The following is a 22981-nucleotide window of genomic DNA, read 5'->3' as shown; positions in this document are numbered from 1 at the left end:
TAGAGGACACCCTTATGAAAAAAGCCATTGCCATTTCTGTTTTGTTGTTTAGTTATTCAGCTTTTGCCGACACGCTTACAACTCTATCAAAAGAAGAAGTACTCAAAACCTATCAAGGGAATACCGTTAAAAGCGTACCCTTAGCCAATTTAGACGGTGAGCTCGTTCCAGTTTTATTCCAAATTTATTTTGACAAAAATGGTCAAGCTATGGGCAAGTTTAACAAAAAACCTACGGGCGATGAGCCACAAACCGACACTGGCACATGGAACGTTAAAGACAATGGCGCTCTATGCGTGACTTGGGAGCATTGGGAGGGTAAAGAAGTATGCGCTTTAACTTATACATTGGGGAACGGATATTTACTGGTTAACCCCGACAACAACAATTTTGAAAGTGTTATTCATAAAGACATTAAATCTGGCAACCAGATTAGTGGGTAATAATTAGAAACGTTTAGTTTTAATCTCCGTACCTGACAAAAACGAGCTGTCATGTACGGAGAGCGTTGATACCAACCTTTGTTAATCACTGTTACCTAGACTTCTAACCTTAGTCTGTTTAAAAGACCTCTTCGAAAACTCGCTGAGTTAAATGAAATCTAATAAGTTTACTTAGCGTTGATAACACTATGCAGAACCAAGTAATCGGTTTTCAAAACAGAGGCAATCGCTTATAATTTCCTCTTTTTGATCAAGCCATTTACTCCGTGTTGGGTTTTTATGAAGCGTTCTGCCTGTGTTATTGTGTTGTCTTTAAATTTTGTAGAATGGCTGGAGTTTAGCCTTTATCTTTATTTAGCCAAAGCTGTATTTGCCACGACTTTTTTCCCACCATCGAATCAAAGTTTGTTATTAACCTTCGCTTTATTTGCTGCGGCTTATCTTGCTAGGCCTTTAGGTGGATGGTTTTTTGGCCGCCGGGCAGATTTGACTGGGCGACGAAATCCGATGATGCATACAGCAAGTTTGATGGGAATTGCAACTCTTGGCATTTGTTTTTTGCCAGATTATTCTCAAATTGGCGTGCTAGCCACTGGATTATTATTGGTGTTTCGCATCGCTCAAGGAGTGGCCCTAGGGGGTGAAATTAATACCTCGGCTATCTTTCTTCTAGAGCATAACCCGCGAAACCCCATGTTAGCTGGCAGCTTTGTTGCCGCTTTTGGCGCGCTTGGAATGTTTGTTGGAGGAGCTTTAGCCGCTGGAATTCAATCTTTGAGCTTACCATGGTTATGGCGCATTGTATTGGCCGCCGTTGGCTTCGCATCGCTCTTGATTTCCCGTTTGCGTAAACGACTATATGAGTCGCCTCAATTCATTAATAAAGTACATCTTCCCCATGAAAAACTATGGCAACAGCACTGGCAAGGCATGCTGCACATTGCGGCCGTTGGCGCATTTGTCAGTGTGATGGTGTATTTGTGTAATATTTTTTGGTTTACCTATGCCAGCGACCAAAAGCTTTGGAGCAGTATAACTTGTGCATGGATTGCCTCCTTCGCTCAATTGGGCTCAGCCTTATTAGCCATCCCTATTGCACAATATAGTCCCAAAGGATTTGCAACCCAGTTACTGAAACTGAGTATGATCACGGTTGCTATTACTGCCCCAATCTTATTTTATTGCACGCATCAAGGGATACACTTGGGCGTACTTCTAGCGCTTTGTGGCTATATGCTTGCTAACGGTTTACTATGTGCCTCGTTATATTATTTTTTATACCAACAGTTACCCGCAGAATACCGTTGTCGTGGAATATCCACCATTTGGGCATTGGCGGCTAGTTTTGGAGCATTAGCGTTGCCCGTAGCACAACAAGCGTCTAGCGCTGCCCAAGGATATTGGGTTCCTGCATTGATTGTCAGTTGCGTTGCCTGTGTAGCTTTCCTCATCATTCATGAGCCAAGCTCAGTCAGACAAGCTAAAATAAAAGAGATACCGGTTGGATAATTTATATGCTCAAAGATCATCTTAAAACATTCCCACAGTACGTAATTCCTAAGCGTTCTTTAACGACCTTGGCAGGATTACTCGCGAACCTGAGATCACCCTCGATTAAGAATCGTCTAATTAAAGCGTTCATTCGTCAATATCGCATTGATATGAGTGAGGCCGTAGAGGAAAATCCTGAGCGATATCCAACGTTTAATGATTTTTTTATTCGTCATTTAAAGCCAGACCTTAGACCAATCTCCGACGCTACTGTAGTTTCTCCAGTGGATGGGTATGTCAGCGAGATCGGCAAGATAAAAGCAGGCCAGTTGGTTCAGGCGAAAGGCAGAAACTACTCGATCCATAAATTATTAGCGTCTGATCAATCGATTAGTCAGCTATTTTCTGAAGGAAAATTTGCAACCCTGTACTTATCACCAAAAGATTACCATCGGGTTCATATGCCCATGAAAGCGACGCTAAAGGAAATGACTTATGTTCCTGGCAAGCTTTTTTCTGTACAGCCTTCCACTACCCGAGTGATTCGAAATTTATTTGCTCAAAACGAACGCCTCGTGGTGTTATTTGATACTGATTTAGGCCCTATGGCTATGGTATTAGTTGGGGCAACCGTTGTTGGTGGCATTGGAACAACATGGCATGGAGATATTAAACGTTGCAGAAAACGCACTCGATTTATTTATCCTTCGGGCAACTACAGCGATACAGAATTTCAAAAAGCCGAAGAAATGGGATATTTCAAATTAGGCTCAACGGTCATTTTGCTTTTTTCTAACCATAGCCCAATCCAATGGGAAAAAAGCCTTCATAGCGGTTCTAGAATTCAATTAGGCGAATCTTTGGCCACCCTTAACTAACCATTCTCTGTACATGACAAAAAACCTGTCATGTACAGAGCTAACCATTAAAAGGAACTAACAGATTGTTCATGCATATGCTAAATTTAAAAATAAATAGCTTGCAGAGGAGCAACGCGTGACTGAATACATTTACAAGGGATTTAAAATTTCATACAAAATTATTGCAATCAGTCAAGAAGAATATAAAGCCCATGGAACAGCGACCTATCTCTTAAGAAAGGGAAAGAAATTTCTACCGGTAAAATTCCATACCGAGCTTGATAGCTATGATGGAACGGAGCATGAAATCAAAGCTTTGTTAGAAAATTACGTTGATTTTGAATTAAAGAATTACTACGAAACTGAGCAATAATAAAATAGATTTTAAGAATTTGGTACCGAGAAGAGGACTCGAACCTCCACGGGGTTGCCCCCACTAGCACCTGAAGCTAGCGTGTCTACCAATTCCACCACCTCGGCAATGGTCGCTAAATTACTTAAGTTTAGGATGGCTGTCAATTAGAATCTAAATAAATTATAGTATGAACATTGTTTAATGGGGTTTTTTCATGACATTTCTAAACGCAATCGAGCGTTTAATCGATTACTGGTTTGCCTGCCTGCCACAACCAACACCCGATCCAGTCTCTGTTGCAAAAACCCGTTTAATCGCCCACCGTGGCGCGCACCTTCATCAAGCCAATATAATTGAAAATACTATGCCGGCGTTCGAAAGAGCTCAGGAATTGGGATGTTGGGGCATTGAGTTTGACGTTCATGCCACTAAGGATCAAGTCTTCGTCGTCAATCATGATCCGGACTTAAACCGATTATGGAATCAACAGATTACGATTTCACAATGCCATTTGGACTTTTTGCGTCAAACCGTGCCTGAAATACCAATGCTAAGCGAAGTGGTTGAACGCTACAGCGGACAAATGCATTTGTTCATTGAGCTTAAAACCCCAGTAAGATCAGAAACTATTTTGATGAATGCGTTAAAACACTTAAGCCCAGGTGAGGATTATCATCTCATATCACTCAATGAGCAATTCTTTGAGCCTCTTAGCCAATTTCCTAAGCATTCGCTGTTACTGGTTCCCGAGCAGAATAATGTGAAGCGTTTTGTTAATCTATCCTTGCAAAAAGGCTATGGGGGCGTGCTAGGCCATTACTTGTTATTAAGAGATAAATACGTTCGAAAGCTAAGAGACACACATCAGATTGCGGGAGTTGGCTTCATTGACTCCAAATACAGTCTTTATCGCGAAATTAACCGTGATTTACAGTATATTTTTACCAATCAGGCTGAAAAAATAAGTCATTATTTAAAAGAATTGCGCGGTTACATGTGATAACCGCGCCAATATTGATTAAGAAGGGTAGATCATTTCTTCGGGCTTCACATAGTCCTCAAATTGTTCTGCTGTTAAAAATCCTAGTTTCACCGCCGCTTCTTTCAAAGAAGTATTGTCTTTATAGGCAGTTTTAGCAATTGTTGCGGCTTTATCATACCCGATGTGTTGATTTAATGCGGTAACGAGCATCAACGAATTGTGCAGATAATCCGAAATCTGCTTTTTGTTGACCTCTAACCCTTCGACGCAAAACTCTAAAAAAGAATGACAGGTATCGCTTAACATATTTAAAGAATGCATCACATTAAAAATAATAACTGGCTTAAATACATTCAGCTCAAAGTTACCCTGACTGTCCGCAATCGAAACCGCTGTATCATTGCCAATAACTTGAACACAAACCATGGTCATGGCCTCGGATTGCGTTGGATTGACTTTACCGGGCATGATGGAAGAACCAGGTTCGTTTTCCGGTAAGTGTAATTCCCCAATCCCACAACGTGGTCCTGAGCCCAGCCAACGAATATCATTGGCAATTTTCATTAATGCACAGGCCAAGGTTTTCATAACGGAATGCGCCATAACCAACGGCTCATGGGAAGCCAATGCTGCGAACTTATTTGGCGCGGATACGAAGGGTAGGTTGGTGATGTTAGCAATATGAGCCGCCGCTTTTTCAGCAAACTTTGGATGAGTATTTAATCCAGTACCAACGGCTGTTCCACCTAAGGCGAGTTCATACAGTTCAGGCAACACTTGTTCGAATCGCAAAAGGCAGGCATCTAGCTGCGCAACATACCCAGAAAACTCCTGACCCAAGGTCAACGGAACGGCATCTTGCAAGTGTGTTCTGCCGATTTTGACAATATCGTTAAATTCTTGTTGTTTGGCTTTTAATCCATCTCGCAAAGCACATACCGCAGGAATTAATTTATTATGAAATCCTAGCGCCGCAGCAATATGCATTGCAGTTGGGAATGTGTCGTTGGAAGATTGTGACATGTTTACATGATCATTAGGATGAATAGGCGATTTACTACCTAAGACACCGTCAGCCATTTCAATCGCACGATTGGAAATGACCTCATTAGCATTCATATTAGATTGTGTTCCACTACCTGTTTGCCATACATGAAGTGGGAAATGTTCATCCAACTTGCCTTCACTGACTTCCTTTGCTGCTGCAATGATCAAATCAGCTTTTTCCTTAGGCAATTTACCGAGCTCCAAATTGGTGAGTGCCGCGGCTTTTTTTAATATTCCAAACGCATGCGTCACTTCACGAGGAATAATATCCTGACCAATATTGAAATGATGCAGTGAACGCTCGGTTTGAGCCCCCCAATATTTATTTGCTGGGACTTCGATTTCACCCATACTGTCCGTTTCAATTCGTATTTGTGTCATATTTTTGCTCTTTCAAACTAAAAAAATTAACTTCATTCTAGCATAAACTTAATCGCGACTTTAGCCATTTTTTTAATTGCTTAATTCGAATTTGTCACGAGATTTTTTGACAATAATGATAGCGATGAGGTATAAGATCCTATCCACATACCTCTCTTAACCCATGTCGTGAAAACCATTCGCATTTACCAGCCAGGAAAATATAAGGCTGGGGAAATCATTGAACTATCTCCTAATGCCGGTCAACATGTGGGCGTTGTGTTGCGGATGCGTCCTGGTGAAGAGGTCACGTTATTTAAAGGGGATAATTTTGAGCATCAGGCCGTTATCCTTTCTGCTCAAAAAAAACAAGTGACGGTTAAAATTGAGTCTAGTCAAACCGTCGATCGCGAATCACCACGAACCATTCATCTCGCACAATCCATTTCAAAAGGCGAGCGAATGGAGTGGGTCATTCAAAAAGCAGTAGAATTAGGCGTAAGCTCGATTACCCCTCTTGTTTCTGAGCGCACTGTGGTGCGTCTTGATGAAAGCCGGCTGTCTAAAAAACTCGAGCAATGGCAGGGCATTGCTATTGCTGCCTGTGAGCAATGCGGCCGCAATACTCTGCCCATCATGCATCCGGTTATCTCTTTTCAGAAGTATGTACAGCAATGCAACGCAAGACTTAAATTGGTATTACATCCTAAAAGCTACAAAACCTGGCGGGATTTTGAGTTTGGTGTTGCTGACATTGCTCTCCTCATTGGTCCAGAGGGCGGATTTAGTGAGGAAGAAATTGATTGGGCATCTACCCATCAATTTGAAGGTCTGCGACTTGGGCCTCGCATTTTAAGAACAGAAACTGCTGCAATTACTGCATTAAGTATGTTGCAAGCTGTCAGTGGTGATCTATAATGACATCTAGAATAATTAAAAGAGGTTTTTACTCATGAGCGAACACATTAAAACCGTAACCGATGGTAGCTTTGAAGAAGATGTTTTAAAGTCTGGCAGACCAGTATTAGTCGATTTTTGGGCTGAATGGTGTGGGCCTTGCCGTGCTTTAGGACCTATTTTGGAAGAAGTGGCTGCAAATAATAGCGATAAAGTCAGCTTCGCAAAAATCAACATTGATGAAAATCCACAAGCTCCATCAAAATATGGCGTAATGAGTATTCCAACGTTGATTCTCTTTAAAAATGGTCAGGTTGAAGCGGTTAAAATGGGATTGCTTTCTAAATCTCAATTAAGCGCATTTGTTGAAAGTAATATTTGATCAAACGCGAATACCAACCCTGAAAATCATCGTAGCCCGGTTGCTTGCAACCGGGAATTAAGTCAAACAAATAAAACTTACCTCAGTTGCAAGCAACCGGGCTACGGACACGTTGGCTCAGTGGAATTTTAGTCCTGTACACCCCCGTACATGAACGCAATTTTTGTCATGTACAGAGCTATACAGATTAAAAATATAGATTTGACAAGAGAGGTATGATAAGCTATTAATAACTTAGGTATATTGCTACAGTTAATGCTGTAGGCAAGATACCATAGGCAGCAGTATTCCTAGCTGTCCTTCCCGTAAAAACTATCCTGGAAACCCATTTCATTTAACAACACATCAAGTGAGAAGTATGAATTTTAGTGAACTTAAGCAGTTACCTATCGCTGAGCTTGTAAACATTGCTCAAGAGCTTGGGGTAGACAACACCTCCCGTATGCGTAAGCAAGACATTATTTTTGCAATCCTTAAAGCTCATGCGTTAAAGGGCGAAGATATTCATGGAGACGGAGTGGTTGAAGTATTATCAGATGGCTTTGGCTTTCTGCGCTCTTCTGATGGTTCTTATCTTGCAGGACCCGATGATATTTATGTCTCTCCAAGTCAAATCCGACGATTTGGCCTTCGGACAGGGGATACGGTTTCTGGCAAAATTCGCCCTCCTAAAGATAGCGAACGTTACTTTGCCTTATTAAAAGTTGATAAAATTAATTTTGAAGCACCCGATAGCGCAAAGCGCAAAATTCTCTTCGAAAACTTAACCCCTCTATTTGCTACTGAACGCTTAGTGATGGAGCAAGGCAATGGCAGCACAGAAGATTTAACCGCCCGCGTGGTTGATTTAGCCGCGCCTTTTGGTCGAGGCCAACGTGGTTTAATCGTTTCTCCACCCAAGGCCGGTAAAACCTTAATGCTGCAGAATATTGCCCATTCTATTGAGAAAAACTATCCCGATTGCTACTTAATCGTTTTATTGATTGACGAGCGCCCTGAAGAAGTCACTGAAATGCAGCGCTCAGTGAAAGGCGAGGTCGTTGCCAGTACCTTTGATGAGCCTGCCAACCGCCACGTGCAAGTTGCAGAGATGGTTATTGAAAAAGCGAAACGACTTGTAGAGCATAAACGTGATGTTGTCATTCTTCTTGATTCTATTACGCGTTTAGCAAGAGCTTATAACACGGTTGTTCCCGCTTCAGGTAAGGTCTTAACTGGAGGGGTAGATGCCAATGCGTTACAGCGTCCTAAGCGTTTGTATGGTGCGGCACGAAATATTGAAGAAGGCGGTAGCCTAACCATTATTGCAACCGCTCTAGTAGATACTGGCTCAAAAATGGATGAGGTCATCTACGAAGAGTTCAAGGGAACCGGTAATATGGAAATTCACTTAAGCCGCAGTATTGCCGAACGCCGTGTCTTCCCAGCGATTAACATTAATCGCTCTGGAACGCGTCGTGAAGACCTGTTATTAAGCCCTGAAGAACTCCATCGCACTTGGATATTACGTAAGATTCTTCAGTCGATGGATGAGTGTGATGCCATTGAGTTCCTCCTCGAACGCATGAAAAATCATAAAACCAATGCTGAGTTTTTTGAGGCTATGAAGCGACAGGAATGACCTGGGCATGAACTATGGAGATTTACGCGATTTCATATCGCAACTGGAAAGCCAAAGCCTGCTAAAACGTATTGATTATCCTGTATCGCCTAAGTTAGAGATGACCGCAGTCAGCGATCGCGTTTTACAAGCCGGTGGGCCAGCTTTGTTATTCACTCACCCCAAAAACCACTCGATTCCCGTACTAACGAACTTATTTGGTACCGTTGAACGCGTGGCTTTGGGTATGGGCAAAGAAAATATTAATGCCTTACGTGAAATAGGAACCTTACTGGCGGCTCTTAAAGAACCTGAGCCACCAAAAGGCTTTAAAGACGCCTTTAATAAACTTCCTCTGTTAAAACAAGCGTTGAATATGGCCCCTAAGTACGTCAATAAGGCCAATTGTCAAACGCATGTTATCGAGGGAGAGGACGTTGATTTAAGCAAACTCCCAATTCAAACCTGTTGGCCCGAGGATGCGGCCCCACTCATCACGTGGGGGCTTGTGACCACAAAAGGGCCCGAGCAAACTCGCCAAAATATGGGTATTTATCGCCAGCAAATGATTGGAAAGAATAAGCTAATCATGCGCTGGCTTTCCCATCGCGGCGGGGCACTTGATTATCAAGCCTGGCAAAAAGCTTATCCCGGTGAGCGGTTTCCAATAGCCGTTACCTTAGGGGCGGATCCCGCGACGATTTTAGCGGCGGTAACACCGGTTCCAGATACACTATCAGAATATGCCTTTGCTGGTCTGTTGCGCGGTCAACGAACACACTTAGTAAACTGTTTAGGAAGTGATTTGCATGTTCCTGCCAGTGCTGAAATTATTCTTGAAGGCTATCTTGAGCCTGGCGTTGAAGCACTTGAAGGCCCTTTTGGGGATCATACGGGCTATTATAATGAAGTCCAATCCTTTCCTGTCTTTACCGTCGACCGCATTACTCACCGCGAAGATCCCATTTATCACAGCACCTACACTGGTCGTCCACCCGATGAACCGGCAATTCTTGGATTAGCCTTAAACGAGGTATTTGTACCACTACTGCAAAAACAATTCCCTGAGATCGTTGATTTTTATCTTCCGCCGGAGGGGTGCTCTTATCGTCTTGCGGTGGTTACCATTAAAAAACAATATCCAGGGCATGCGAAACGCATTATGATGGCCGTGTGGTCCTTTTTAAGGCAATTCATGTACACAAAATTTGTCATTGTGTGTGATGACGATGTTAACGCTCGCAACTGGCAAGATGTGATCTGGGCAATGACCACCCGCATGGATCCTTTGCGTGATACTGTGATGATGGATAACACCCCCATTGACTATTTGGATTTCGCATCCCCCATCTCTGGGCTGGGCTCTAAAATGGGGATGGATGCCACCAATAAATGGCCGGGTGAAACAACCCGAGAGTGGGGCAAGCCTATTATGATGGATTCCGATACGTTAGCGCGTGTTGAAGCGTATTGGCCAGAGCTGGGAATTGAACCATGACTCGAACCACTGCTCAGATCGAGCGCATCTCTCCTTTAACGAATAGCATATTGCAGTTAGTTTTAAAACCTGAGTGCTTTATCGATTATGAGGCCGGCCAGTACTTGCAAATTTTGTTAAACAACGAAGCGTTCAGCTACTCCATCGCTAATGCTCCCTTAGGTTCCCATTCCTATGAAATGCACATTCGTCATAGTCAAGATAATCCATACAGCCAATCTTTATTAGCAGAAATTAAAAGAATGGGGGCGTTAGAGTTAAATGTTCCGATGGGAACCTGTCATATTCGCGCCCTTGATCCTAAAAAACCTATCCTATTTTTAGCGGCTGGCACTGGATTTGCCCCAATTAAGGCCATGATAGAGCATCTCTTGGCAGAAGATTCAAAGCGATCGTTTGAATTATTCTGGGGAGCACGATCACAAAGCGATTTGTACATGGATGAGCGTGTACGCCACTGGCAAACCCATGTCCCACAATTTCAATATTTTTCCCATGTAACCTCAACCAGCAAAGAAACGTTAGCTTCAATGGCCTATAAACGTCATGCTATGAATATCAATGATTGGCAAATTGTAATTGCTGGGCCATTTGATATGGTCTACGGCACTCGAGATTATTTAATGGATCATGAAGTCAAGCGGGAGATTATGTTTTCAGATGCGTTTGATTTTGAAAACGCTTAACAGGAAAAACTTTGGTAAGCGCTTTTCTTGACTAGGGTCTATTGACATTTCACTTGCCGCCTACGTAGGCGGCAAGTGAAATGTCAATAGACCCTAGTTTAACAGTAGATTAATTATATTGGGAGGGTGACCCATGGAAACATTGTATCAAGTACTAGGCCTCATTGCAGCGGGCGTTATTATCTGGATTTTATATCGATACATTCGCGCTCGGCCAGAAACATTAAGCCGTGAGTCATTGAGCAAAAGTTTTTTTACCATGGGGATTTTAGCCATATTATTGATTTGTTTTGTTGCACTTCTTATTGTAATGGCACGATCAACGTAAATCGCTACCTCGTTGTATTGCGTCTCTGACCGCGACATCTCTCATGATTTTTATCTTCCAGCGTGGACGTTGTGATTTAAGCACAGAACGTTGGGGTTATGTGCCTTAAACCAATAGGTGGCAAGTTAATGCTTTTTGTTGTTGCTTTGATACTGACCCTTTTTAACCACTAAATACGCTTCAACATTGGGATTATTAATCACTTGTTCACTATTATCCGGTAGAAGCAACCCCTCTTCAACATAGGTCATTTGCGTGCTGTCATCGACTAACAAACGATACCAAGGATCACGCGTTTCAAATCCTCGCTTTATCGCCTGAGGATTGTAACGGCCGCATGCTTGAAACAAGGGATCCACATCGATTACAACAGCCCGATATCCTTGACGTTTATGAATGACAAGGTCTCCAATATTATATCTGGCTTGTTTATTCATGCGATTCTCCAATGTTTAAGTTGGTTGCTATTTATTTGAATAAACTGATTTAAATATATACCATCGATCGTTCAAAATGCGTGATTTATGCGGTTTCTTTTTTGCCCTGCCGCATTTTGAAAGATCACAGGTATATATATTATCGGAGATTGAATGAAAAACTTTAAGGAGTCAGGAAAGCATAAACAGCCCCTACCCCTGAAACCTGTTATTCAAATCGCTTAACCACGCGATGGCAATATGGGGTTTTATTATGTTTTTGATAATAATTCTGATGATATTCCTCAGCTTTCCAGAAGGGCTGGGCAGGAAGAAGTCTTGTAGCTATATCATATCCTCTGGCTTTTAATTGCCGAATTAAATTCTCTGCGTTTTCTTGTTGTTGCTTATTAAAATAAAAAATTGCGCTTTGATATTGGGAACCAATATCCGGGCCTTGGCCAGTGTGTTGCGTGGGATCGTGAATTTCAAAAAAACGCTTTACTACGGTGAGGTAATTGGTTTTTTCAAGGTCAAAGAGTACACGCACGGCTTCATAATGACCAGTATTGCCAGCACATACCTCATCATAAGATGGTTCATCGGTATGGCCTCCGGTATAACCTGATTCAACCTTGAGCACTCCTGGCAACTCTTGCAGATAATATTCTACCCCCCAAAAACATCCACCAGCCACGATCGCTTCATCGGAGTCGCGAACCTTAATGTGGTTAACAAAATCAATAGACGCGGAATTCACACAATAACGCTTATTTTTGGGCGTTAGCCGCTCGCCAATGAATACATGTCCTAAATGAATTCCACACCGATGGCAAAGAATCTCGGTTCTATGTCCGTCTGGATCAATAGCTTCTTGTACATTACCTTGAATGTCTTCGTCAAAACTTGGCCATCCACAACCACTGGTAAACTGGCTGTCAGCACGAAACAGTGCCAGCCCACAACGCCGGCACAAATAAGTTCCGTAATTAGCCACAATATTGCATTGACCAGAATGAGGCGGTTCTGTTGCCTTATTCATAACAATATTCATCACATCAGGCGGCAAACTCGCTCTTTTATCCGTATACTCAGTCATGGCGATTGCAAATTTTATCAGCGAGGTAACCAATTGCACCCGCATAATAAATCGAGTTATTGTAGCGCAAAATCATCTTATAGTTCGGAAACGCTAGAAATACTGGCCCACCATAGGGTTGAATAATACTCGCTTGCAGATTTTGATACGGTAAAGGCTTGCCATCGTTGGTCCGAACCCCCATTTCATTCCACTCTTTTACTGATTTAACGGTGGACTTTCCTTCCAACGATTTATCAAAGTTTGAAGGCAGCTTCACGCGAATGGCCCAAGGCTCTCCCGTTTGCCAACCATTTTGTTTCATATAATTGGCAATGGATGCGAACACATCCGCTTTTGAATCCCAAATATCTTTGCGACCATCGCCGTCATAATCTTGTGCGAATTTCATCCAGCTTGAAGGAAGGAATTGCGGCTGTCCGGAAGCACCGGCCCATTCCCCTTTGAATCGATCTAGCGTTACATGGCCATCATTTAAAATATGCAGCGCATAGAATAATTGCTTTCTAAAGAAATCCTGTCGATTTGAGTCATAAGCTAGCGTTGCCAATGAATTAATCACGGGGAAATTTCCCATATAACTGCCATAGCTGGTCTCCATTCCCCAGAAGGACATGATAAAGCAAGGGTCAACACCATATCGCGCTGCTATTTGATCAGCCAACTCTTTATTTTGCTTATATTTTTTTCGACCCATGATAATGCGATAATTATCAACACGAGAGTCACGATACTTGGTATACGTTAAACGATGTTCTGGCTGCGAGCGAGAAAGGCTTTTGACTCGGCGGCTAGGTTCATGGATATTTGCAAACGCTTTATCAAATGTGACGGGTGAAATCCCTTGTTGAAGTGCTTCTTCCCGAACTTCCGCCACCCAGCGATTCCAATTTTGACTATCTGCATAAGTTAACGGTGTGAGCGCTAATCCAACTAACATTGCTATGAGCTTACCCCGATTCTTCATATTCAAGTCCTCTTATTCTTATTGGTTAACTGGGGCATATCTGTTCGACTTGAAGCTACCCCATTTATTGACTGCATTTATAATGCCGCATCGGCAGAGTTAGAATAAAACTTTAGGATCCTTGCCTAGTCTAGTTACCAGTGTAGACAATTTTTGGCAAAAGGGTAAATGGAAGATTCTAAACTTTAAATTGGGTATACTTAAGGTTTACAGTGGAAGTGTAAAAATTATACTATAAACGGCGGAATAATGGGAATAAGAAAATACTTAAACGGAGTGCGCCTATGAGCTTTATGAAAGCGCATTCGATAAATTCCCTCTATCGTTTATTTGTGATATTAGCGTTTCTAATTCTTCTTATTTTAAATCTCTTAATGTTTTACGCCCTCTATAATCAAAGACTAATCATTGCCAGTGAGCAAAACCGTTATCAATCCATTAAAACCATTTTAGTTTTGCTAGAAAATTCGGAAAATCTAACTAAGATTGCGCGTCTTTATACCCTAACCGGTAAGAAAAAATATAGAGACTATTTTTATGATTTGCTGGCTATACGTGATGGTAAAGTGCCACCTCCCCCCAACTATTCGCCATTTTATTGGGATTATGTCATAGGAGGAAAAGTTCCCCATCAGCCCATTCCTCCCTCATTACGCATCAAAAACCAAATAGAGCAGTTAGGTTTTACTGATTATGAACTTACGCTTCTCAAAAAAGCAAAAGCCAAAACTAACGCCCTAACCAATATGGAACAAGAAGCAATCGATTTAATGGATCAAAGCAAGGGTGGCGTCAATAATATTTCAACAAACTCACCCATGTCTAAAGCACGAAATCTCTTACATAGTTCATTATACCTTGAAACCAAATCCGAGTTTTTAGAACCGCTTGAGCAATTTCAGCTCGCAGTTGATTTAAGAACGGCAGAAGGACTTAATCAGTTGCAAAAAAAACAGCAATTTGTTTTTTTAACTATCCAGCTTATTTTATTGTTGGCCCTAGTTCTTTGTCTCATAATCTATCGTTATACAAAACAAAACGTTGCCAAACCAATTGCAAAACTACGTCACCAAGCTGAAATGGTCAGTCTTGGTAATTATAACATTCGAAACAAAATTGAATCAAAAAATGAGCTGGAAATTTTAGGCGAGACCATGAATACCATGTGTGCGCATATTGAGGATGATATTGACGAACGAGAACATCTGGTTAATTTGTTAAGCAAAAGCGAAGCACGATTTCGCAATGCCTTGGAATGCGCCCCCATTGGCATGGCGATTCGTGGATTGGACGGAACCGTTTTGCAAGCCAATCAATCCTTAAGCGACCTCCTCGGTTATTCCCCCAAAGAAATGAAAGAGCTTACCAATAGCAACCTCATTCATCCCGATGATATAACCCTTGTTGAAGAGACAGAACAACAACTTATTCATGGGAAAATTGAATCAAAGCAGCAGGAAGTTCGATTGGTTCACAAGCATGGATCAACCTTATGGTGTCTGCTCAGTGAATCTTTAATCCTGGATCATCAAGGCAACCCTAACGGTCTCATCACCCAAATTAACGACATCAGTCGTTGGAAGCATGATGAGCAAGAAAAAGCTCAAATGCATAAACAAATGTCTAATGCCTTAGTGGTGTTAAAGCTACGCGATAAAGAAAATGCGTACTTAAATAAAATGAACGAGATGCTTTTGACTTGTCACAATGCCGAAGAAGCCTATGAAATCATTTTTATTACCGCTAAAAATTTATTTTCAGAATTAAGCGGCGGTTTAGCCATGTATAATCATAACAATGAGACAATGGAAACGCTTTATCAATGGGGAGAGGATCACAACTTAAAAACCGAGTTTTTGCGTAAAGAGTGTTGGGCTTTACGTAATGGAAATATTTATCATATTAAGTATCCCGAACATTCCATGCTGTGCAGTCATTTTCAAACCCCACCCTCAGGGAGTTATACAGACTTTCCTTTGTTGGTAAATGAAAACACCATAGGATTATTAACCATCTCTTGCCCCAAAGGTGAATCCTTAGGCAATAAAAAACAATTAGCCATTACGTTTAGTGAAAACATAAAGTTAGCGTTAGCCAACATTCATCTTCGTGAAGCCCTAAGACACCAAGCGACGCGTGATGGCTTAACAGGACTTTATAATCGCCGCTATCTCGACGAAACCTTACCTCGTGAGCTAGAGCAATTAAAACGCGATAATTATTTCCTTACATTAGCCATCATCGATATCGATGATTTTAAAAGCTGTAATGACCAATATGGCCATGACGCTGGTGATGAAGTACTCAAATTCATTGGAAAAGAATTGCAGCAGGGTATAAGAGCCGGTGATATCCCTTGCCGGTTCGGTGGTGATGAGTTTGTGATCCTATTTATTAACGCAGAGTCTGAAACCGCAAAAAACCGTGTTGATGAAATCATCAGTCGAATTAATTCAACACGAATTCAATTCCAAGATGAAGCGCTACCGCAAATTCATCTATCCGCAGGACTAGCTACCGCACCAGATTATGCCGTGAGCGCTGATGAATTAATGCGAGCGGCAGATGATGCGTTATATAAAGCCAAAAAATCAGGTAAAAATTGTGTTCAGGTGTATAACCTAAAAAAAATGCAGTTGAAACAGACGTAAATAATAACGCTGCTTCTAGTCATGTATTTATAAATTCTAAGGGCGTGGCTTATTGTATTAGCAAAATCTTTCTTTAAAGTTCGGCACGTAACGATGCCATAGGTTCTAGTAAAGAGGCTCGGCGAGCAGGATAAAATCCAAAGAATATTCCAGTAACCACTGATACCCCGAAACCAGCTAGGGGGGGCAATAAATATAATGTAAATGGCCATTGATTAAAAAGTGCCACGATCCAAGTGAGTGCGAGTCCTAATAACACCCCCAAAAATCCACCCGATAAGGATAGGATGACCGACTCAACCAGAAATAACGCTTGAATTTCACTGTTTTTAGCGCCTAACGCTTTTCGAACGCCTATTTCTTTTTTTCGTTCGCTCACCGAAACCAACATCACATTCATGACGCCAATACCCCCAACGATTAAAGAAATCCCACCAATGACCGCTAGTAAGATGGTAAAAATTCGGCCTTGACTTTCCATGCTGGCGATAATTTGTTTAGCGCTGCGAACGAACAAATTAAGATCAGGCGCCAATTGATTAACGGTGTGCTTGATTTTGTCAATGACTTCGTCAATATTATGATCAGAATCCAGGAGTAATACCGCATTATTGATTTTGCTGTCTTTATTAACCAGCACCATACCAGAAATAGGAATAATCACCGCGCGATTAATATCTTCATTAAAAAAGCCGTTTTCCTTCCAGGGTTCAGCGACCCCAATAATGGTATACAAAGCCGAACCTATCCGCAGTGGTTTTCCAATAGGGTTATCCAGCGTCAATGCTTTTAATTCTTCTGCTAAAGCATTCCCGATCACACAAAAATGCTCAAAAGATTCTACGAAAGAAACAAAATGGCCCTCAGACAAACGGATGTGAATGATGTCAGCCAAAGTTTCATCGGCACCAATAATCGCGCCATTCAAGGCTTTACCCTCAAAACTCATGGCTTGATAAGCAGTGCTGTAAGGCGCCAACGTTACAATTTCGGGAATTCGCTCTGGGATTGCGCGCCATTGTTCCAACGAAATAGTATCCTGGCCATTATGTTGCACTGTAGCGGTGTTTTGATAAACCGACAACGACAGTAAATTAGTTCCTAAGGCTTTAAATTGAGCCAAGGCTTTTTCAGTCGCTAATTTCCCCGAGCTTAAGAGGGCAACCACCGCCGCCGTACCCACTAAAATACCCAAAACCGCTAACAACGATCGAAGCTTAGCAGTAGTTAAATTAGTGATTGCTTGTTGGAAATGGCGTTTTAAGTTCATGCTAAGTCTCGACCCTTAGGATTTCCCCATCGCCCAATACGATTCTTCGCGTACAAAGATTGGCGATGTTCTCATCGTGAGTCACAATAATAATGGTTCGACCCTCTCCGTGAAGTGCCAGAAATAAATTCATAATGTCTGTTCCCGTTTTAGAGTCCAGTGCGCCTGTAGGTTCATCTGCAAGAATCACTTCAGGGTCGGTCACTAAAGCTCTGGCGATTGCAACTCGTTGCTGCTGGCCGCCGGATAATTGATTTGGCCGGTGCGCTGTAAAATCGCTCATGTTCACCCGCTTTAATGCCTTCTTAACATTCTGGTCAATAGCCGTATCCGATAAACTGCGGTAGGTTAAAGGCAATCCGACATTTTGTTGTGCTGTAAACCGCGGAAGAAGATTAAACTGCTGGAAAATAAATCCAATGCGTTGATTACGTAAAGAGGCCAATTCATCCGCGCTAAATCCAGAAGTATTCTGCCCATTAAGCGTATAAACACCCGATGATGGCGAATCCAAAAGCCCAATAATATTCATCAGTGTCGATTTGCCAGAACCAGAAGGGCCAACAATAGCCACCAGTTCTCCACGGTTAATCGTCAGCGATATCCCTTTTAGAACGGTGTTTACCTGTGACCCCATGGGATAGATTTTTGAAATGTTAGTCAGTGTTATGAGCGCCATGGTCATGCCTCATTCAGATTAACCATATAACACCACATCACCGACTCGAAGCCCTGATTCGATCACTACTTTGTTGGCCTCGGCAGCACCTGTGGTCACAAGCACATCCTGCACTTGTCCCGTGCTGGATTTAACCGTCACAAACCGTTGCCCATGTTTAAGCTTAACGGCGGCAATAGGAACCATGAGCTTATTAGCGCGCTCTGCCATTAACTTGATGTTGGCGCTCATACCGGCTTTAACCCATTCAATTTGCGAAGACGATAGGGTTTTGACTTCTACAATGGCTGAAAATGACGGTAGTGTTTGAGCGCTGTTTGAAGAAGCCTGTGCGTTTACCGCGACTAACTCTCCTAGCAATTCATCATTGGGATAAGCAACACTTCGTATGTTGGCTTTCATTCCTACTTTAATTTTATCAATATCTACTTCAGGAACATCGATTTCTACGCGAATACCACTCATATCTCCAATCAATGCGAGTACTTGTCCAGCCTTCACAGAAGAGCCAACTCCTAAATGTCCAGCCTTATCATCTGCAGACTTTGGTGGGTAGAGCAACACACCATGACCACGCGCTTTTAGGAAAATCTGGTCGTGTTTTTTAGACAACGCTTGCTGTACTTTATCAAACTCAGCCAATGTGAGTGAACACAGGCGTTGATTGTCGCCATTGCCTGTTTTTTCAACCATTTCTGATAATTTTTTGGTCGCTTGTACTAGCGTTACCCGCGCATTATATAAGCTTGATTTTTCACTTAAATAATTATTTTTAGAAATAAGACCTGCCTCCCAGAGATCTTGCGTTCCAATAAATTTAGCTTTTGCAATATTATACGCGTCTTTTGCTTTAAGATATTCGGTTAACGTATCATTATAATGCCGTTGCAGCTCGGCGGAATTTAACACAAAGATGGTCGTATTTTTTTTCACCTGCTGGCCATAATGATAAGGCATGGACGCAACGACGCCATCCATTGGATTGGTCAGAGAATATTCGCGAATCGGCTGTATGATGCCTGAGAAAAACAGTGTTTTGGAAAGGGCTTCTAGGTGAACCTCATAGGTTTTATCCGTCTTTTCATGAGATATTGAATGACGTTCACAACCACTGGTTAAACTCATTAGAAGAATTAGGAACACCGCTCGCATTAAATTTAATTTTAAGTCTATTTTCATCAACAATACCTGAGTTTGATATCCCAATATTTAAGGGTGGTGCCAAGCATATTCTGCAGCTCGGATAATTGATTCAAATACGCAATTTTAGCGTTAATCAAGCCCATCTGGGCTTGGAGTAATTGATTTTGGGTATTATGCACATCTAATGAACTAGCTATACCTGCTGTAAGCATCTTCTTTTCCAGTGCGTAGGACTGTTCGGCCAACTCAACTTGCCGTTTTGCTAATTGATACCGTTTGGCCTGCGATTCAATCGTTGTGACCGTATTTTTAATCGCAGTAATGAGCGCGCGTTTAGCGGCAATGAGGTTTAATCGGTCTTTTTCAAGCTTCACTTTGGCCGCAATTAATTGGTTACGACGATTTAAATCATTAATAGGTATGGTTAAGGTGACACCGGCTGACTCGGTAATGTTACGTCCATTGTATATTCCATTCGGCGCATTGCTTGTATTATCAACGTTGTTAATGATTCCCGCTTGTACATTTGCCGTCACATCCAATTGCCATAATTGTTGATTTTGAGCCACTTGCAAGGCGCGTTTGTTTGCTTTTAAAGCCATTTTGAGCGCCAAATACTGAGTGTTATTGTTAAGGGCCAGTTGGATGGATTCTTTAACATCCGGGACCTTCAGAGTCTCAATCGTTACATCGCTTGGAACAGCCAACTTCATCTCTGGATCCAATCCGATGGCTTGTAACAAATCTTGAGTGGTGGTTCTGAACTCATTTTCGGCTTGCTCCACCATCAAGCTCAACGATTCAATCTGATACGATTGTTGGATATTCGCGGTGGGCTCAAGTTGCCCCGCCTCTATCCGTTTCTCATTAATTTCAAAGGTTTTTTGGGCGTCTTTCAATTGCTGTTGTTGAATCTTTAAGTTATGGCCACTGATAATTAAGGCGCGATAGGTACTAATCACCTTGGTGATTTGGTCCATAACCGCCTGCTGAAGATTTAGTTTATTTAACCAATCCGCGTCGATAGCATCTTTTAATCCTGCCTCATTCGCGGCACGCCCAAACCCTCTTAAAAGCGGCTGTGTGAGAGTAAAATTTAGCAAGGGGTTATAATTTCCAGTGGCGGCCACATTGTTATCCATTTTTAACGAGGCAGCCCCCCCATAACGATTTTTATAACTGAGTTCAGGTGTAGCAATTCCTGTTCGATTGATGGTGCTGCCAACACCACTGTAACGACTTTGCTCAATCAAAGCGGTTCCAGCAAGTGCATATTGCAGTTCAAATTGATTGTAGGCGAGTCGCAATTGATACCGTTGAATAATACGATCCAATTCCGCATTTTGAATATTTGGGTTATACCGCAGCGCTAATAATATGGCTTCTCTCAAGGTTAAAAAATGCATTGTTTTGCCGCGGGGCTTGGGGGATGTTGGCAAAGCAATCCAATGATGCAACATGTATTCTGGGTTTTGTATAGCGCAGTTAAGGCGCGCTTCTGCTGCTTTAACTTTGTCAAGTTCGCGACCTGGATCCGGTAACCATTGAAACAGTTTCGTAGGGGGATGGTCAAGCTCGACTAAGGCGCCTTGGGCGTTAGCCAAGGGGATTAAACAGTAAATGAATCCAAGTATGTAAATAATGAGCCGCAAAATCATACTGATGAAGCCATTCCTGGAACCGCAAATCGTTTCTTATCCTGCAAACGCAATGCCGTTAATTGACCGCCCCATAAGCATCCTGTATCAATCGGGTGAAGTCGTTTGTCGGGTGATATGCCCATTAATGCAGCCCAATGGCCAAATACAACATCGGCCAATACCTCTTTGCGACCAGGGACATTATACCAGGGATACAAATACTTTGGGGCATCTTGTAAGGTACCTTTATAGTGAAATATTAAACGCCCATCTTCATCGCACATACGCATGCGTGTGAAGTAATTGCAAATGGCGCGTAAGCGCTCATAACCTGATAACTCATCCGACCAGTAATCCGGTTTATTGCCATACATATGGGTTAAAAAATCATGGAAATCGTTTCCTTGTAATGCCGCTTCAAGCTCTTTTGCTAATGCAATAGCCTTGTCTAAATCCCACATGGGTGCAATACCAGCATGAGTCATAACCACATTCAACGATTCGTCATAGCATAAAATCGATTGGTTTTTTAACCAATATCCTAGCTCTTCGGCGTCTTCAGCCTCTTCTATTTCTTTTAATGTATCATCATCGTTAGACCAGGTGGAGGCTGAAAACAAACGACTCAGCAAATGCAAGTCATGATTACCAAGAGATAAGTGTGTTTTCTGTGGCAAGGATCGCACGAACCGAAGCACGGCCAAAGACTGCGGCCCACGATTCACTAAATCGCCGGCAAACCATAATCGGTCCTCATGCTCATCGAACTGTATTAGATCAAGTAAACGCATAAGTGGGTCATAGCACCCTTGAATGTCACCTATTGCATAATCAGCCACGGAATTTGCTCCCTGCCTCAGGGGCGTGGATAGGTTCTCCTGCGTTCACCCATTGTCCATTCGCAGAAAGATGTTGTAACGAGGGTTCATTAACACCCGTCGACAGCTGATTAAAATGTTGGGCGTATTGTGCTTTATGAATCACCTCAACCGCAGAAAACTCTGACACTTTGCCAGTATTTAAATGGTGGTATTTAACCCGCTCAGGCAACACCACCGCGTAATTGTCTAAAACGATCCCACTGACCATTTGTTGCGTTTGTGCTTGTTCAAATCGTGAATTTATCGCCCCCTCAGGGCCCGCTTCATGCAGCTGCAGGGCTAATAGACCATTTTGTATTGCCTGCCAGTTTTTATAGTCTGGGTGTTCACGTACAAATAATTTGTATAAATCGGACGACATGAGCATGCCCCCTGGAACCATGAATAACGGCGCCTTATTTATCATCAATTCGCCCTTTTCCAAGGCCTGGATAAGCCATTGAACAAAGTGTATGCCCGTAGCACGTTCGCGTTCTGCTAGCGATGCCGGAGAGCTATCTACAAAAGTACTCCTTCGCCCACCACGTGCGCCTCTTCCAAGCCCCGTAAGCGCCATAAACTCATTAATAAAGCGCTGAATAGCAATGGCATCCGCCCGTACTAAAAGCGCTCCAAGAGTTCCAGCAGATTGCCAGTCTTCGTTTAACAGAGCCAGCCAAACGTTTAATACTTCGGGATTAGAAGCAATCCAGGAGAATCCTGCTGCTGGCATTAACATTCGTGCTAACAATAAATTCAAACGGCAGCGTAATGCTTCATCTTGCTCATCTAAAAGCTGATAATGATAATAGTTTCCCACTGAACTAATGCTTTCTAACAAAGGATTCCAAACTTTAATCGGCTGCCCATTAATGTCAAACAAATCGACTTGATAATCAATCTGCAATTTCCCTATGCCTTTTAAGAGCCCTGCCGAGAATAGAGCATAAAGCCAGAGCGTTTGTTCTTCTGAAAGTTCTCCCTCAAGAATAATGTAGTCGCGAAATAAATTGACCGCAGCCTCTGTACGGTTTAAAGCATAGTCCAGTATACCACCTGGCAATGAATAATAGCTGTTTGTAGTTTCAGGGAGACTTTGACAATGGTTGATCAAGTGATGTACTAGTGCTAAGCAAAGCGATTCATAACGACCTTCGGTAAACCCTAATGCGGTTTGAATCTGACTAAGCAACTGTTGCCGTTTGTCCAGTTTTAATAAATCTGCTGGGGTTTGGACAACTAGCATATCTTTTAATGGCTTGCCTTTTATTAGCTTATCTTTTTTACCATTCTTATAAAACAAAACAAACCTCCAACGCCAAAACGC

General features: G+C 42.2%; 22 protein-coding genes and 1 tRNA gene. 12 read left to right on the top strand and 11 right to left on the bottom strand.

From position 1 onward, the window contains the following. Positions 1-14: 14 nt before the first annotated feature. The 4 genes from E1O47_RS03565 to E1O47_RS03550 all read left to right on the top strand — a co-directional run bounded on the left by E1O47_RS03565 (position 15) and on the right by E1O47_RS03550 (position 3167). Positions 15-443: a hypothetical protein gene (locus E1O47_RS03565; RefSeq protein ID WP_133129893.1), complete on the top strand. Its 429-nt coding sequence runs from the start codon at positions 15-17 to the stop codon at positions 441-443. A gap of 279 nt (positions 444-722) precedes the next feature. Further along, positions 723-1952, top strand: coding sequence for an MFS transporter (locus tag E1O47_RS03560; RefSeq protein ID WP_133129892.1), 1230 nt, complete (start codon positions 723-725; stop codon positions 1950-1952). Between the two features lie 5 nt (positions 1953-1957). Then, positions 1958-2812 (top strand): archaetidylserine decarboxylase, encoded by an 855-nt coding sequence (asd, locus tag E1O47_RS03555; protein ID WP_133129891.1) that lies wholly within the window; start codon positions 1958-1960, stop codon positions 2810-2812. Positions 2813-2930: 118 nt separating this feature from the next. Continuing rightward, positions 2931-3167: a hypothetical protein gene (locus E1O47_RS03550; RefSeq protein WP_133129890.1), complete on the top strand. Its 237-nt coding sequence runs from the start codon at positions 2931-2933 to the stop codon at positions 3165-3167. A 20-nt stretch (positions 3168-3187) separates the two neighbouring features. Here E1O47_RS03550 and E1O47_RS03545 read toward each other — a convergent pair. Further along, positions 3188-3274, bottom strand: a tRNA-Leu gene (locus E1O47_RS03545). Positions 3275-3363: 89 nt separating this feature from the next. Here E1O47_RS03545 and E1O47_RS03540 point away from each other — a divergent pair. Beyond that, positions 3364-4149 (top strand): glycerophosphodiester phosphodiesterase, encoded by a 786-nt coding sequence (locus E1O47_RS03540; RefSeq protein WP_133129889.1) that lies wholly within the window; start codon positions 3364-3366, stop codon positions 4147-4149. 18 nt (positions 4150-4167) lie between these two features. Here E1O47_RS03540 and fumC read toward each other — a convergent pair whose 3' ends face one another. Then, the gene (gene fumC, locus E1O47_RS03535; RefSeq protein ID WP_133129888.1) at positions 4168-5559 is read right to left on the bottom strand and encodes a class II fumarate hydratase; all 1392 of its coding nucleotides are present in this window, start codon (positions 5557-5559) and stop codon (positions 4168-4170) included. Positions 5560-5727: 168 nt separating this feature from the next. On the opposite strand from fumC, the gene E1O47_RS03530 reads away from it, so the two are divergent. The 6 genes from E1O47_RS03530 (at position 5728) to E1O47_RS03505 (ending at position 10929) form a co-directional block, all read left to right on the top strand. Next, positions 5728-6456, top strand: a complete 729-nt coding sequence (locus E1O47_RS03530; RefSeq protein ID WP_133129887.1) for a 16S rRNA (uracil(1498)-N(3))-methyltransferase — start codon at positions 5728-5730, stop codon at positions 6454-6456. Positions 6457-6490: 34 nt separating this feature from the next. Then, positions 6491-6817 carry a thioredoxin gene (gene trxA / locus E1O47_RS03525; protein ID WP_133129886.1) on the top strand — a complete coding sequence of 109 codons (327 nt, stop codon included), beginning with the start codon at positions 6491-6493 and terminating at the stop codon, positions 6815-6817. A 358-nt stretch (positions 6818-7175) separates the two neighbouring features. After that, the gene (gene rho / locus E1O47_RS03520) at positions 7176-8438 is read left to right on the top strand and encodes a transcription termination factor Rho (protein WP_133129885.1); all 1263 of its coding nucleotides are present in this window, start codon (positions 7176-7178) and stop codon (positions 8436-8438) included. Positions 8439-8445: 7 nt separating this feature from the next. Further along, positions 8446-9915: a 4-hydroxy-3-polyprenylbenzoate decarboxylase gene (gene ubiD, locus E1O47_RS03515; protein WP_133129884.1), complete on the top strand. Its 1470-nt coding sequence runs from the start codon at positions 8446-8448 to the stop codon at positions 9913-9915. Continuing rightward, positions 9912-10601, top strand: coding sequence for a ferredoxin reductase domain-containing protein (locus tag E1O47_RS03510; protein ID WP_133129883.1), 690 nt, complete (start codon positions 9912-9914; stop codon positions 10599-10601). The genes ubiD and E1O47_RS03510 overlap by 4 nt, the downstream gene beginning before the upstream one ends. A gap of 133 nt (positions 10602-10734) precedes the next feature. Next, entirely contained in the window at positions 10735-10929 is a 195-nt protein-coding gene (locus E1O47_RS03505; RefSeq protein ID WP_133129882.1) for a hypothetical protein, read from the top strand. 125 nt (positions 10930-11054) lie between these two features. Here E1O47_RS03505 and hspQ read toward each other — a convergent pair whose 3' ends face one another. The 3 genes from hspQ to E1O47_RS03490 all read right to left on the bottom strand — a co-directional run bounded on the left by hspQ (position 11055) and on the right by E1O47_RS03490 (position 13384). Then, the gene (gene hspQ / locus E1O47_RS03500; RefSeq protein WP_133129881.1) at positions 11055-11366 is read right to left on the bottom strand and encodes a heat shock protein HspQ; all 312 of its coding nucleotides are present in this window, start codon (positions 11364-11366) and stop codon (positions 11055-11057) included. Between the two features lie 208 nt (positions 11367-11574). Further along, positions 11575-12444, bottom strand: a complete 870-nt coding sequence (locus E1O47_RS03495; RefSeq protein WP_133129880.1) for a bifunctional methionine sulfoxide reductase B/A protein — start codon at positions 12442-12444, stop codon at positions 11575-11577. Next, entirely contained in the window at positions 12437-13384 is a 948-nt protein-coding gene (locus tag E1O47_RS03490) for a lytic murein transglycosylase (RefSeq protein WP_423202753.1), read from the bottom strand. Before E1O47_RS03490 ends, E1O47_RS03495 begins: the two co-directional genes overlap by 8 nt. 311 nt (positions 13385-13695) lie before the next feature. On the opposite strand from E1O47_RS03490, the gene E1O47_RS03485 reads away from it, so the two are divergent. Beyond that, positions 13696-16062, top strand: coding sequence for a diguanylate cyclase (locus tag E1O47_RS03485; RefSeq protein ID WP_133129878.1), 2367 nt, complete (start codon positions 13696-13698; stop codon positions 16060-16062). Between the two features lie 73 nt (positions 16063-16135). On the opposite strand, the gene E1O47_RS03480 is transcribed toward E1O47_RS03485, so the two are convergent. The 6 genes from E1O47_RS03480 to E1O47_RS03455 are packed head-to-tail and all read right to left on the bottom strand — an operon-like array spanning position 16136 to position 22957. Beyond that, positions 16136-17332, bottom strand: a complete 1197-nt coding sequence (locus E1O47_RS03480; protein WP_133129877.1) for an ABC transporter permease — start codon at positions 17330-17332, stop codon at positions 16136-16138. A 1-nt stretch (position 17333) separates the two neighbouring features. After that, positions 17334-18017 carry an ABC transporter ATP-binding protein gene (locus E1O47_RS03475; protein ID WP_133129876.1) on the bottom strand — a complete coding sequence of 228 codons (684 nt, stop codon included), beginning with the start codon at positions 18015-18017 and terminating at the stop codon, positions 17334-17336. A gap of 12 nt (positions 18018-18029) precedes the next feature. Beyond that, positions 18030-19190 carry an efflux RND transporter periplasmic adaptor subunit gene (locus E1O47_RS03470; RefSeq protein ID WP_242601989.1) on the bottom strand — a complete coding sequence of 387 codons (1161 nt, stop codon included), beginning with the start codon at positions 19188-19190 and terminating at the stop codon, positions 18030-18032. Beyond that, positions 19190-20812, bottom strand: a complete 1623-nt coding sequence (locus E1O47_RS03465; RefSeq protein WP_133129875.1) for a TolC family protein — start codon at positions 20810-20812, stop codon at positions 19190-19192. The genes E1O47_RS03470 and E1O47_RS03465 overlap by 1 nt, the downstream gene beginning before the upstream one ends. Continuing rightward, a complete protein-coding gene (locus tag E1O47_RS03460; protein WP_133129874.1) occupies positions 20809-21633 on the bottom strand; it encodes a symmetrical bis(5'-nucleosyl)-tetraphosphatase in 825 nt (274 codons plus the stop codon). The genes E1O47_RS03465 and E1O47_RS03460 overlap by 4 nt, the downstream gene beginning before the upstream one ends. Next, positions 21626-22957, bottom strand: a complete 1332-nt coding sequence (locus E1O47_RS03455) for a TraI domain-containing protein (protein ID WP_242601988.1) — start codon at positions 22955-22957, stop codon at positions 21626-21628. The genes E1O47_RS03460 and E1O47_RS03455 overlap by 8 nt, the downstream gene beginning before the upstream one ends. Positions 22958-22981: the final 24 nt, after the last annotated feature.

Origin of the sequence: Legionella yabuuchiae, assembly GCF_900640115.1 — a bacterium.
Classification (GTDB): domain Bacteria; phylum Pseudomonadota; class Gammaproteobacteria; order Legionellales; family Legionellaceae; genus Legionella_A; species Legionella_A yabuuchiae.
Note: the sequence above shows the minus strand (reverse complement) of the source record. Positions and strands in the feature narration are given on the sequence as shown.

Coding starts and splice junctions, on each gene's coding strand:
- E1O47_RS03475 (WP_133129876.1), bottom strand. CDS start 18,017: ATGACCATGGCGCTCATAACACTGACTAACATTTCAAAAATCTATCCC.
- E1O47_RS03510 (WP_133129883.1), top strand. CDS start 9,912: ATGACTCGAACCACTGCTCAGATCGAGCGCATCTCTCCTTTAACGAAT.
- trxA (WP_133129886.1), top strand. CDS start 6,491: ATGAGCGAACACATTAAAACCGTAACCGATGGTAGCTTTGAAGAAGAT.
- hspQ (WP_133129881.1), bottom strand. CDS start 11,366: ATGAATAAACAAGCCAGATATAATATTGGAGACCTTGTCATTCATAAA.
- E1O47_RS03470 (WP_242601989.1), bottom strand. CDS start 19,190: ATGAAAATAGACTTAAAATTAAATTTAATGCGAGCGGTGTTCCTAATT.
- E1O47_RS03490 (WP_423202753.1), bottom strand. CDS start 13,384: ATGTTAGTTGGATTAGCGCTCACACCGTTAACTTATGCAGATAGTCAA.
- E1O47_RS03495 (WP_133129880.1), bottom strand. CDS start 12,444: ATGACTGAGTATACGGATAAAAGAGCGAGTTTGCCGCCTGATGTGATG.
- fumC (WP_133129888.1), bottom strand. CDS start 5,559: ATGACACAAATACGAATTGAAACGGACAGTATGGGTGAAATCGAAGTC.
- E1O47_RS03505 (WP_133129882.1), top strand. CDS start 10,735: ATGGAAACATTGTATCAAGTACTAGGCCTCATTGCAGCGGGCGTTATT.
- E1O47_RS03565 (WP_133129893.1), top strand. CDS start 15: ATGAAAAAAGCCATTGCCATTTCTGTTTTGTTGTTTAGTTATTCAGCT.
- rho (WP_133129885.1), top strand. CDS start 7,176: ATGAATTTTAGTGAACTTAAGCAGTTACCTATCGCTGAGCTTGTAAAC.
- E1O47_RS03485 (WP_133129878.1), top strand. CDS start 13,696: ATGAGCTTTATGAAAGCGCATTCGATAAATTCCCTCTATCGTTTATTT.
- E1O47_RS03465 (WP_133129875.1), bottom strand. CDS start 20,812: ATGATTTTGCGGCTCATTATTTACATACTTGGATTCATTTACTGTTTA.
- E1O47_RS03480 (WP_133129877.1), bottom strand. CDS start 17,332: ATGAACTTAAAACGCCATTTCCAACAAGCAATCACTAATTTAACTACT.
- ubiD (WP_133129884.1), top strand. CDS start 8,446: ATGAACTATGGAGATTTACGCGATTTCATATCGCAACTGGAAAGCCAA.
- E1O47_RS03540 (WP_133129889.1), top strand. CDS start 3,364: ATGACATTTCTAAACGCAATCGAGCGTTTAATCGATTACTGGTTTGCC.
- asd (WP_133129891.1), top strand. CDS start 1,958: ATGCTCAAAGATCATCTTAAAACATTCCCACAGTACGTAATTCCTAAG.
- E1O47_RS03560 (WP_133129892.1), top strand. CDS start 723: ATGAAGCGTTCTGCCTGTGTTATTGTGTTGTCTTTAAATTTTGTAGAA.